Origin of the sequence: Wolbachia endosymbiont (group B) of Apotomis betuletana, from assembly GCF_947250475.1 — a bacterium.
In the GTDB taxonomy this organism is placed as follows: domain Bacteria; phylum Pseudomonadota; class Alphaproteobacteria; order Rickettsiales; family Anaplasmataceae; genus Wolbachia.
Map to the genome: position 1 here is coordinate 256,551 of NZ_OX366320.1, position 12,614 is coordinate 269,164.

Below are 12,614 nucleotides of genomic sequence, written 5' to 3' on the forward strand. Positions count from 1 at the left end.
TTAATTTGTTTTAAGTTTAAAGTCTTTCGTTAGGTTTGCAGAATACATTTCCTTATTATCTTGGTTATAGAAAGTAAATTTGTGATCGTCTAAACCTAATATTGCAAAGCCAAAGCCGAAAAAGTTTCTAACTTCGTGTGCTAAGTAATTTCTACTATTTGGATAGTTAAATTCTACGTTTTGATAAACAGGTTCTTGATCTTGAGCGTGTAATAATGCACCGCCGTTTCCAACTATAATCTGATCTGGAACATTATCCATTAATAAAATCTGGGCTATATGAATGTGGCCAGAAACTATGGTAGTAACATTGCTTGGAAATTTATCTCCAAAAGCTTCAATTTGTGTAAGATTACCATGGCTTTTTAATGTCAAAAATTCTTTTTTTGGAGATCTCCAAAATGGTTTATGAGTCAAAAACCACGTGGGCTTATCTTGTATCAATTTATCAAACTGCCTCTCAAAAGCATCAACTGTGCTTTGGGTTGTAAAAATTTCCTCACCGGATGAAGAGTCGAAGATAAAAAACTTCATCGGCCCAGCATCTAAGAACCAACTGGAAATAAGATCTTCACATTTTTGAGAGAAAAAGGGGTATGAATCTAAATATCTGAACCATCCTTCATAAGCTCTATTACAACTCTCATGATTTCCACGAACAAAAAGAAAAGGAGATTGTGTTAAAATATCTTTTGCAGGCTCAAACCAATCAGCGTACCAAGCTTCTTTGCTATATCCATAAATATCGCCGCACTTTTTTGTGTTTCTACATTTTGTTTGTCTATAATGATAATCACCAACATGGATAATTAAATCTGGTTTATGAAAAGCGATTGAATCTAAATTTTTTTTCAAAGGCCAGCTATCTACAGAATTACATTCTTGCTGAAATAACATATTTATTCTACATCCTGTATCGCCAATGAAGGCAATTTTGCTGATCTTTTCTGCTAATACGGGAACTTTTATATTGTCAATACTAATGTTTTGAGCATTTGTTTCTACTATCAGTTCACAAACTGTTTCGGTATTGTTAATTGAGCTGCGACTTAGCATTTCTACTTCCTTATTATCGACGTAAGCAATGGGACACATGTTATTGTCTATAATCGCACGTATGCTTAATTTATTTTCTGGAATGATTTGAGACCATGTGTACAATATTTGTGCATGAGTGGAGTGAAAGCTAATTGTAAGAGATAGAATTAAAAAAATGAAGATATTAGCTATTTTCATTTGTATAAAAACCTAAATTAATAATTAGTAGTAAGATTATCTTAAATGATTAAAGTTTGTAACCATAAAGTTCATAGTTAAATTATACAGGTATTTCCTAAATTATCCTAGTACCAGATTGACACTTTAGATGAAAAATCCTAAAATGATTAAGTAATTTAAAGTAATTATATAGAAACTAGAATAAAGTGCGGTCGTGGTGGAATTGGTAGACACGCAGCGTTGAGGTCGCTGTGGCTCACAAAGCCTTGGAAGTTCAAGTCTTCTCGACCGCACCAAGTTGTTTGGTGTAGGTGAAATGTTTATAGGAAATCAAAGTAGCAATAAGGTAGAAAGAGCTATCAGCGAAATCAGGCGTGGTCTTCCAATTTTAATATATGATGATGAAAATAACTATCTATTGCTTGCTGCTGCTGAAACTTTAGAAAAAAATTTATTTAGTCAATATAAGCTTATATCAGGTAATGTGTATGTTACTTTGACTGCAAGTAAGGTAAAATACATATGTCAGAGTAAAGAACATAGTAGCAAACGTCTGTTGATAAGCAATTTTGATGAACTGCTCCATTTAATAAACTGTTCAAAGGAAGGTAGCATAAAAGAGTTGCAATGCTCAAAGACAATAGATGCGTATGCTGTTGCCTTGCTTAAGTTCTCAGAATTATTGCCATACGCGTTAGTGGCTGATATGACTTTTGAGAATAAACATGAAATGCGAAATTGGTGTGAAGAAAATGACATTATTGTACTAAATACGTTACTTGTGAATGATTTTCAACAAAATCATAGTGTGTATGAAGTGTGCAAAACATCATTATTTTTAAAACAGACTCAAGAAGTAGATATCATATCTTATAGAACCAAAAGTGGCGGAAGAGAACATTATGCAATTATCATTGGCAATCCAGATAAAGATAATGAGCCATTAGTGAGAATTCATTCTGCATGCTATACAGGAGACTTATTAGACAGCTTATCATGTGATTGCAGAAGCCAGTTACATCAAGCGATTCAAATAATGACCGACTTTGGGAATGGCATTATATTATACTTGATGCAAGATGGGAGAGGCATTGGTTTAACTAATAAGTTAAGAGCATACAGTATGCAAAGAAAATATAATCTTGATACTGTTGATGCAAATAGAGTATTGGGTTTTGAAGATGATGAAAGGAGCTTTGCTGTTGCAGCTAAAATACTTAAGAAATTGAACATTAACAAAATACAATTACTTACAAACAATGGTAGAAAGTTATCAGAGTTGAAAAATAACGGTATAGAAGTTACAAAGTGTGTACCACTTATTATGGAACGCAATGAATATAATGATTCATATATGGAAACAAAATTTGGCAAGTTAGGCCATGGATTAAGGGTTTATTAGCTTTTTTGTTATAACTACTTTGTTAGCTTGCTATGTTAATTAATATAAGTTAAGATTTTTAAGAATATTGAGATGCTGAAATTTTTAAAACAAGAAAAAAGTAATGAGTCATTGGATAAGGATATAAATTGGAATTCAAGTCGCTATAGCACAGTTGTTGCTCAGAGAAATACTTTACTTTTATTTACATTAATATTACTAGTTGCAATTTCTATAAGCATATTAGCTATATTTAAAATTAGCACAAGTAGCACTATTGAGCCATTCGTTATAGAAATTGATAAAAAGTCAGGCATAGTGCAATTGGTTGATCCTGTTACAGTAAAACAATATTCTGCAAATGAAACGCTGAACGATTATTTTATTTCAGAGTATATAAAAGCAAGGGAGGTTTTTGACCCATATAATTATAATTATAATTATTATACAAAAGTAAGGTTGTTTTCTTCGCCTAGTGTATATAGTGAATTTAGCAATTATATAAAATCGCAGAATATGAATGACCTTTTTAATTTATATTCAGATGCTAAAGGTGAGTTGAAAATTCGTTCAATTCAAAAATTAGGTAATGATGCTCTTCAAGTGAGATTTTCTATAGAATTTACACGAAAAGATGGAAATTCCTCAAGGAAAAATAAGATAGTTGTGATGTCGTATAAATATGCATCGCTTGAAATGAATGATCAGCAAAGATATATTAACCCGTTAGGGTTTCAAGTTATTTCATATAGAGTAGATGATGAATATGTGTAGGATATTGTTAGTTTTAGCTTTACTAATAAGTGGCAACTTAAATGCATCTATTAATAATAAACCTATTTCTGTAGATAGTAGAATAAAGACTTTTGTATATAGCCCTAATGAGGTGTTTACAGTAATTTTTAGTCAAGGTTACTATTCTTATATTGAGTTTGCAGAAGGGGAAAAAGTCAAAAATATTGCTGTTGGTGATGCATCAAGTTGGAAAATTAATCCTTATGATAATAAACTGCTTGTCATGCCATTTGAAGTCAGTAGTCGCACTAACATGATTATTACGACAACTAAAAAGAGAAATTACATTTTTGATCTAATTTCAAGACCAAATTACGATAAATACCCAGATACTAATGCTAAAAAAGTGGATCATGATTATTCCGTTGAAAAGGATATATCTTACGTAATACGTTTTTATTATCCTCAAGAAGAAGATGAATTTGATGTTGATTTAGATGAGGTTTCTTTACCTACTCAAATGCAATACATTACAGAAAAGCCAGAAAAAATAATACAAGAAAATAATACGAGGTACAACTATACATATATTGATGAAGGTGGTAACGTAGATATAGTTCCAATTGAGTTATTCGATGATGGTTATTTAACCTATTTAAAGTTTAGAAATAGTAATAAAATTCCTCAGATTTTTATAGAAGGCGAATCCTGTAAAAGGCTGTTATTTGATGATTATGTTGTAATAAAAGGAGTACATAAAAAGCTATTAATGCGTTATGAAGGTAGTGAAGTTGAAGTTATAAATAGGTCACTTTAGTTGTGGTACATATAATATGAGTAAAGAAAGGCATAATAGTGTAGAAGATGAATCAGAGATAGAAAGCAAGGTAGTAACAGTTGGCTCTAATCAAGGTTATAAGGCATTGATGATAGTTATGGTAGCGCTCTTAGTTGGTGGAGTGTACTATCTTTATTTTAGTCCTTCTAATAAAGAGGGTCCAGAGATTGTTAAAAAAGAGGAAACAAAGCAAAACATTCAAGAATTGAAAGGAAAGTTAGAACAAGTTCCAGATAATGTAGTAGTTTCCGAGAGGATAGCAACTGATCTCTTGCCACCCTTACCTCCTCTTCCTATTCCACAAGTCATACCAGAAGTAAAACAAATCAAAAAAGAGGAAGTGACAAAAAAAGAAGAGCAACTAAAAGAAATTCCCTTGTCAAATATACCTGTTTTACCAAAGCAAAATTTTCCTTCTGGTAATGTTATTAGCAATTTGCCTACTTCATTTCCTACAATAGGGGGTGGCGGTTATCCTAGAGACAGACGTAGTGCACAAATGTTAGCAATTTCAGGTAGTAGTGGGGAAGGTAAAGCTACAGATGCTGTTTTATCCAATACCTCAGCACAATCGAGCAAAGCTACCAAAGCTGGAAAGCTTGGTTTAATGATTATTCAAGGTAAAGTTATTGACGCTATTCTTGAAACTGCAATAAGTTCTGACTTACAAGGAATGCTCCGTGCTGTTGTTAGTAGAGACGTTTATGCAGAAACTGGTGATACAATTTTAATACCAAAAGGTTCAAGGTTAATAGGTGGTTATTCATTTGACTCAAACGTTGCAAAAGCCCGCGTGAACATAAATTGGAATAGGATCATTCTTCCTCATGGTATAGATGTTGCTATTGCATCATCTGGTACCGATGAGCTTGGAAGGGCAGGGATAGCTGGAATAGTTGATAATAAAATAGCAAGTGCATTATTCTCTTCAGTGGCACTTGCTGGTGTTTCGATTGGTTCAGCTGTTGTAGGACAAAAAGCCTCTAATCTTATCGATGCGCTAACTGCCATGGATGCAGTGAAGTCTATTACTGCAACTGAAATAGATATTTCTTCTCTCAAAGGGGCTATTGTTGAGAGATTGGAGAATTCTATAAAAACTGAAGTTGGGAAGGTAGGAGACGAAAAATGGAAATTGGGTATTAGGGCTATTGAAAAAATTCGAAATGCTAAAAGTGATCAGGATTTGCTGAGAATAATAAAGGAAGAAATAGTAAGTGTGATAAAAAGTTCTGGAGCTAGTGGAGTTGATACAATTACTAGTGACAATATCGGTATAACTTTAGACGATGTACGTCAACTGTTGAGGCAAACTCAGAAAAGAAGCAAATCTGTTTATGATGAAGCAATTGGGAAGTCAATCAATGATTTTTCCAAAGACATGCGAGATATAGTTGATAGGAGTGTAGATAAAAAACCAACTATTTATGTTAATCAAGGAACTGCATTGAAAGTATTTGTTAACCAAGATATAGTATTTCCTCCACAGTCAATATTAAATAACTGAAATGAACTATGCTGCACTTGATACATACTTGGAGCCATTACAAGGGATATTTCAAGAGGAAGGTGTAAATGAAATATCAATAAATAAACCGAAGGAAGTATGGATTGAAAATCGCGGTGAAATAAGATGCGAAAAGTTAGAAATATTTGATCTTAATCATTTAAAATCTCTTAGCAGGTTGATTGCTCAAGCTACAGAACAAAAACTGAGCGAAGAGACACCGCTGCTTTCAGCTACATTACCAAATGGTTATCGTATACAGATAGTGTTTCCTCCAGCATGTGAGCCTGATAAAGTAGTCATTTCAATTCGTAAACCTTCTTCTATGCAATTGGCATTGGATGATTATGAAAAAATGGGGGCTTTTTCTAACACTGTTATAGGAGTGACCGATAATCCAGTAGATCGTCACCTAGATTTGCTACTGAAACAAAAAAAAATAAAAGAGTTTTTAGAATATGCTGTAATAAGTAAGAAAAATATCATAATTAGTGGTGGAACTTCCACTGGTAAAACCACTTTTACTAATGCTACTTTGCGTGCTATTCCATCTGAAGAAAGAATTATTACTGTTGAAGATGCAAGAGAGATAGTTTTGAATGATCATCCCAATAAAGTCCATTTAATTGCTTCTAAAGGAGGGCAAGGCAGGGCAAAAGTGACCACTCAAGATTTGATAGAGGCATGTTTACGTTTAAGACCAGATAGAATAATAGTTGGTGAGCTGCGTGGAGCAGAAGCTTTTAGTTTTCTTAGAGCAATAAACACTGGCCACCCAGGGTCAATATCAACTCTTCATGCGGATAGTCCGGCAATGGCTCTTGAGCAAATAAAACTTATGGTTATGCAAGCAAATCTTGGAATTCCCCCAGATCAGATCATACCATACATTAGAAATGTAATTGATATTGTTATTCAGCTAAAAAGAACCAGTGGAGGCAAAAGAAGCATTTCTGAGATATTATTTACTAGATCTTCAAATGAAAATACTTAAATTTATACGTAAGTTAAGAAAAAGTAGTTTATGAGTAATGGAAATCACCTACGCAATATTCTCATAGGAGGTGTAGTATCTTTTAGCATATTTGAATTTTGCTTCTATTTGTCTGGTATATTATTCTACCTGTTTGTTGACGGTCCAGATGGTGTAGATTTTAGAGCAATTAATCCTAGCTTGACACCTTTTCCTCAAGCTCTCTGGCCGACAATTTTTGATCATATACAATATTGTTGGCATCATCCAGGGCTATATAGCTTTGAGCTCAAAATTAAATTAGTTGTATCTTCTCTACTGCCTCAAATTGTTTTGATGATTATTTTGTGGAATGTGAGAGAAAGACTAATTGAGTGGCGGCCATTTAAAAAGAAAGAATCACTTCATGGAGATTCACAGTGGGCATCAGAGAAAGACATACGAAAAGCGGGATTAAGAAGCAAAAAAGGTCTATTGCTTGGTAAAGATAAGAGAGGATATTTTATTGCTGATGGGTTTCAGCATGCATTGCTCTTTGCACCTACAGGCTCTGGTAAAGGTGTTGGTTTTGTAATTCCTAATTTGTTATTTTGGAATGATTCGGTAATTGTGCATGATATAAAATTAGAAAACTATGAAATAACAAGTGGTTGGCGAGAGCGACAAGGACAAAAAGTATATGTATGGAACCCAGCGCAGCCAGATGGGGTAAGCCATTGTTATAATCCACTGGAATGGATTAGTGAAAAACCTGGACAGATGGTTGACGATGTGCAAAAAATAGCTAACCTAATCATGCCTGAACAAGATTTTTGGCAAAACGAAGCAAGAAGCTTATTTGTTGGGGTGGTACTATATTTACTTGCTGCACCAGAGAAAGTTAAATCTTTTGGTGAGGTTGTGCGTACGATGCGTAGCGATGACGTAGTTTACAATCTTGCTGTAGTTTTGGACACAATGGGTAAAATAATACATCCGGTAGCGTATATGAACATTGCAGCTTTTTTGCAAAAGGCTGACAAAGAAAGATCAGGTGTTGTGTCAACTATGAACTCGTCGCTTGAATTGTGGGCAAACCCATTGATCGATACTGCAACTGCATCAAGTGATTTTAATATTTTGGATTTTAAAAAGAAGAAAACTACAGTTTATGTTGGTTTAACTCCTGATAACTTAACTAGGCTCAGGCCTTTAATGCAGGTGTTTTACCAACAGGCAACTGAGTTTTTATGTAGAAAATTGCCATCGGATGACGAGCCTTACGGCGTATTATTTTTAATGGATGAGTTTCCAACACTTGGAAAAATGGAGCAATTTCAAACGGGCATCGCATACTTTCGTGGCTATCGAGTAAGGTTATTTTTAATTGTTCAAGATACTGAACAGCTTAAAGGAATATATGAAGAAGCAGGAATGAACTCCTTTTTATCAAACTCAACCTATAGAATAACTTTTGCAGCCAATAATATTGAAACGGCTAATTTGATATCTCAGCTTATAGGAAACAAAACTGTACAACAAGAATCATTAAACAAACCTAAATTTTTAGACTTGAATCCTGCATCAAGATCATTGCATATCTCTGAAACACAGAGAGCATTGCTCTTACCTCAAGAAATTATTATGCTGCCACGTGATGATCAGATAATTTTGATAGAATCGACTTATCCAATTAAGTCAAAGAAAATTTTGTACTATAGTGATAGCACATTCACAAGAAGGCTGATTAAACCAACACGTGTGCCTACACAAGAGCCATATGATCCAAACAAGGTCTTTTCTGCTGCTAACAAAGATAAGATTAGTAATGAAGAAGAGAGTAATGCTATTGAAGCTGCTGATTATCCTGTTGAAGCTAAAACTGAAGATGCAATATACGATGAGCCAGAGATTGAAGATGGATTTGAAGACGAGGATATTGATGATAAGTTTGAAGGTGGTGATGGGTTTGATGATGAGGAAGACGATGATGAGTTTGATGATGAAGACAGTAAGGATGAATTTGACGATGATGATGAATTTGAAGATGAGGACAAACTAGACGGCAATAAAATCGAGGATAGAGGTTAATTTTACCTATTTTTTAGCTTAGAAAATAATTAGTTTTTTCATATTAAATCATTTTTAATTAATTAGTACTAGATTAGCTATTTTAACTAGAGGAATAGTCATGATGAGTAAAAAAACATTAGCAGTTACAGCACTTGCTTTATTGTTGTCACAACAATCTTTTGCAAGTGAAACGGAAGGATTTTACTTTGGTGGTGGATATTACGGTCAATATTTGAACTTGGGTAAGTTGAAAGCAAAAATTGGAGGCAAAGATGCTGCAGATGATAACCGTGTATCTATAAATGACATAGACGCTCAGAGAACAGAAGGTCAGTTAATAAGTAAGTATAAAGGAGATTATAACCCACCTTTTGCTGCAAATGTAACGTTTGGTTACACAGGAGAACTAGGCAATAATAGCTATAGAGCTGAATTGGAAGGGATGTACTCTTCTGTAAAAGTAGATAATATTGGTTTATCAAGTAATCAAGTAACTGTTTCGTATCTAAAAGACGTTGGTGAGAGTACTAATAAAAAAACTTATATGTATAAAACTGTAATTAATCATGACCAAGTAGAAAACGCATCTGTAATGGCAAATGTTTATCATTATTGGAAAAGTGATAGTTTTTCTTTTTCTCCTTACGTTGGTATTGGAGTTGGTGGAACAAGAATGACGATGTTTGAAAAATCGTCAATAAGACCTGCAGGTCAATTGAAAGCTGGCTTTGATTATCGTATAAACGAAGATGTAAATATGCACATCGGATATAGAGGTTTTGGTGTTCTTGGTAGTAATGTTGATTTTGAAGCAGAGGTGTTAGGAGAAATGAAAGCAAAGCAACAGGTAAACTCAGATGGAAAAAAGATATTAGAATTGAATAAAAATCAAAAACCATCGGACCAGAAGTTACACAAAGAAAGTATCAGTATAGGCAATCAAGTGTTTCACACACACGGTATAGAAGCTGGTCTTACTTTTCATTTTGCCAGCAAAGCTTAACTCTGATAGAGACTATTTTCCTGTTAGCACGTCTGCGTCACACGACTGTAGCTGCTAACCAGATGACAACTTTCTCGTTATCTGAATATTTTCTTTCTTGTAATTCAGGCTCTTTTTTTCTCAGTTCCAGCGTGTAGCGCTGGAACAACAATAAAGAACATATAAAGAATGGTTATGCAAGAAGTCTACTTTTTATTCTTAATTAACTCTAAAGCCTTCTTCAGATCTATACTTTCAATATCTGCATTCTTGCCCAAAGCAACGTTCGTTTTACCGCATTTTATATAGAATCCGTACCTACCGTTGCAGATAAAAACTTCTTTTCCCTTTTCATTAAAACCAAGAGATTTTAGCTCTTTGCGTGGGCTGCTCTCAATAATTTGTATAGCTTCGTTTAATTGTGTGTCTAATACCTCCTTAGAGCTTTTTTTAAGAGAAAAGTATCGACCATCATAGAGAATATAGTACCCAAATCGTCCAAGACCTATTTTTACTTCCTTTCCAGTTTCTGGGTGTTCTCCGATTATTTTCGGCAGGGAAAGTAATCGAGTGGCGGTATTTAGATCAATATCATTAACATTTATATCTTTTGGTACAGAAATCTTTTTTTTCTTTTCTGACTCACTATTAAACTCCAGATAAAGTCCAAAAGGACCTTTTTTGATCATTACCTCTTGGCCTGTCACATCATCTATACCCAAACTTTTTGGATATTCTGAATTGTCATTACTGCCCGTAATTTCTTTTGTATGATTGCATGCAGGATAGTTAGAACATCCAAGAAACACACCGGCTTTTCCAAAATTTAATTTCAATATACCACCAGAGCAATTAGGACATTTTTTACCTATTTCTTCCTTTCCTTCCTCTGAGCAAAACCAATTGACTACCAAATCATGAATACCACTAAAAATCTCATCATGTGTCATTTGCTTAACAGAATTTACATGATTAAAAAATGGCACCCAAAAATAGCCTAGTTCTTTTTTCCAATCTGCATGTCCATTTGAGATTGAATCAAGCCTTTCTTCCATTTGTGCTGTAAAGTCATACTCTACACAACGCTGAAAAAAAGTTTCCAAAAATATAGTCACGATCTTACCGCGGCTGCTTGGAATAAATCTTTTGTTATCCAATGAAACATATTCACGATCTTGTAATACCGAAATAATTGTTGCATAAGTTGATGGGCGACCTATACCGACTTCTTCCATTTTTTTTACTATACTCGCTTCACTATAACGAGGTGGCGGTTGAGTAAAATGCTGTTTCGGATCAACAGAAATCAACTTGCACGCTTCCTCTTCCTTCATGGCAGGTAGCAGGCCTTCATTTTCGGCTTCTATGTTATCTTGATAGACTTTATAAAAACCATCAAAGAATATACTTGATCCACTTGCTCGCAGAATCACTTTCTGGTCAATAGAACTAATTTCAACTACCACTTGATCAAGAATCGCCGATTCCATTTGACTTGCAATGGTTCTTTTCCAGATTAAATCGTACAATTTAAATTGCTCTGGCGTTAAGTAATCCTTAATACTACCCGGTGTTCTATTAATATCAGTTGGCCGGATTGCTTCATGTGCTTCTTGAGCATTTTTGACCTTTTTTACATATTTACGAGGAGAATGCGGTAAATATTTATCACCATATAATGACTTAATTGATCCCCTGATTGAGTTTATAGCCTCATCTGCAATATGAAACCCATCTGTACGCATGTAAGTTATCAACCCTACGGTTTCACCACCAATATTGATACCTTCATATAAATTTTGCGCTACTCGCATAACATTTTTCACATTAAAATACAGTTTATTCACTGCATCTTGCTGAAGACTTGAGGTGATAAATGGAGGAAGCGGGTTTCTCTTAACTTGCTTGCGTTCTACTGTGCTTACAGCATACTGCCTTGACTCGATCTCCCTGACTAAGTTCTTTGCCTCTTCTTCATTCTTAATATCAAATTTTTCTAGCTTTTTATTGTCATAGTGGCTTAGCATAGCAAAAAAAGCCTCATCTTTGCTATTTTGCATTTCTGCCTTTATGCTCCAATACTCCTGTGTTATAAACTTACTGATTTCATCCTCTCGTTCGCATATAAGCTTTAATGCAACAGACTGCACTCGCCCTGCAGATTTGCTTCCCGACAATTTTGTCCACAGCAGCGGTGACAAGCTAAATCCAACTAGATAATCCAAAGCTCTGCGTGCTTGCTGTGCACGCACTAAGTCCATATTAATTTCACGTGGATTTTTTATAGCTTCTTGCACTGCTCTTTTTGTTATTTCGTTAAAGACTACTCTATGAATGTTGCTTTCATCATTGATTGCTTTTCTTTCCTTTAGTGCCTCTATCACATTCCAAGCTATTGCTTCCCCTTCTCTGTCTGGATCTGTTGCAAGGTATATATCTGATGTTTTACTAGCTTCCTTGACTAACTCTTTTACATACTTTTCTGCTTTTTCAATAATCTCATACTTCATGGCAAAGTCATTATCAGGATCAACAGAACCATTCTTAGCTGGCAGATCTCTGACGTGGCCAAAGGATGCAGCCACTTTAAATTCTTTACTCAAATATTTACCTATCGTCTTTGCCTTTGCCGGCGACTCAACTATCAATAATGCCATAATTATTAGTACTTAAAGGTAATATGTTGAAATATATAGAATAAAAAGTAAAAAAATATTTTAATGGTCTTCTCAGTTTTTTAAGTGAATTGTTTTAATGTTAGCAAAAAACCTAATGAAAGAGCCTACTTTACAAATTTTCCCAACTCCCTTACCATAAGGATAACGCTATACTATTTATCTTCGTCTGTGGAGATTAAACGACAAAAGCATAACGCAGTTGTCGTCTTATTTTTAATTTTTTGCACTATGTGCATCTTATTTCTTTACA

At 34.3% G+C, this 12,614-nt stretch carries 9 protein-coding genes and 1 tRNA gene; 8 read left to right on the forward strand and 2 right to left on the reverse strand.

The window, feature by feature from the left end; all coding sequences use genetic code 11:
- Positions 1-1,236 carry a metallophosphoesterase family protein gene (locus OOK82_RS01220; RefSeq protein ID WP_264704303.1) on the reverse strand — a complete coding sequence of 412 codons (1,236 nt, stop codon included), beginning with the start codon at positions 1,234-1,236 and terminating at the stop codon, positions 1-3.
- Positions 1,237-1,426: 190 nt separating this feature from the next.
- Here OOK82_RS01220 and OOK82_RS01225 point away from each other — a divergent pair.
- The 8 genes from OOK82_RS01225 to OOK82_RS01260 all read left to right on the forward strand — a co-directional run bounded on the left by OOK82_RS01225 (position 1,427) and on the right by OOK82_RS01260 (position 9,707).
- A tRNA-Leu gene (locus tag OOK82_RS01225) sits at positions 1,427-1,514 on the forward strand.
- A 20-nt stretch (positions 1,515-1,534) separates the two neighbouring features.
- Positions 1,535-2,620 (forward strand): GTP cyclohydrolase II, encoded by a 1,086-nt coding sequence (locus OOK82_RS01230; RefSeq protein ID WP_264687212.1) that lies wholly within the window; start codon positions 1,535-1,537, stop codon positions 2,618-2,620.
- A gap of 72 nt (positions 2,621-2,692) precedes the next feature.
- Complete coding sequence (locus tag OOK82_RS01235) at positions 2,693-3,373, forward strand: VirB8 family type IV secretion system protein (RefSeq protein WP_007302609.1); 681 nt, start codon at positions 2,693-2,695, stop codon at positions 3,371-3,373.
- Positions 3,360-4,151, forward strand: coding sequence for a P-type conjugative transfer protein VirB9 (gene virB9, locus OOK82_RS01240; protein ID WP_264687249.1), 792 nt, complete (start codon positions 3,360-3,362; stop codon positions 4,149-4,151). Before OOK82_RS01235 ends, virB9 begins: the two co-directional genes overlap by 14 nt.
- A gap of 16 nt (positions 4,152-4,167) precedes the next feature.
- Positions 4,168-5,679, forward strand: coding sequence for a TraB/TrbI/VirB10 family type IV secretion system protein (locus OOK82_RS01245; RefSeq protein ID WP_108784158.1), 1,512 nt, complete (start codon positions 4,168-4,170; stop codon positions 5,677-5,679).
- Between the two features lies 1 nt (position 5,680).
- Complete coding sequence (gene virB11 / locus OOK82_RS01250; RefSeq protein WP_149168821.1) at positions 5,681-6,673, forward strand: P-type DNA transfer ATPase VirB11; 993 nt, start codon at positions 5,681-5,683, stop codon at positions 6,671-6,673.
- Positions 6,674-6,703: 30 nt separating this feature from the next.
- Entirely contained in the window at positions 6,704-8,722 is a 2,019-nt protein-coding gene (locus tag OOK82_RS01255) for a type IV secretory system conjugative DNA transfer family protein (RefSeq protein WP_264704304.1), read from the forward strand.
- Positions 8,723-8,822: 100 nt separating this feature from the next.
- Positions 8,823-9,707, forward strand: a complete 885-nt coding sequence (locus tag OOK82_RS01260) for a P44/Msp2 family outer membrane protein (RefSeq protein WP_264704305.1) — start codon at positions 8,823-8,825, stop codon at positions 9,705-9,707.
- Between the two features lie 185 nt (positions 9,708-9,892).
- Here the strand turns inward: OOK82_RS01260 and topA are convergent, their stop codons facing one another.
- On the reverse strand, positions 9,893-12,343 hold the full coding sequence (topA, locus tag OOK82_RS01265) for a type I DNA topoisomerase (RefSeq protein ID WP_010404951.1): 2,451 nt from the start codon (positions 12,341-12,343) through the stop codon (positions 9,893-9,895).
- Positions 12,344-12,614 lie beyond the last annotated feature (271 nt).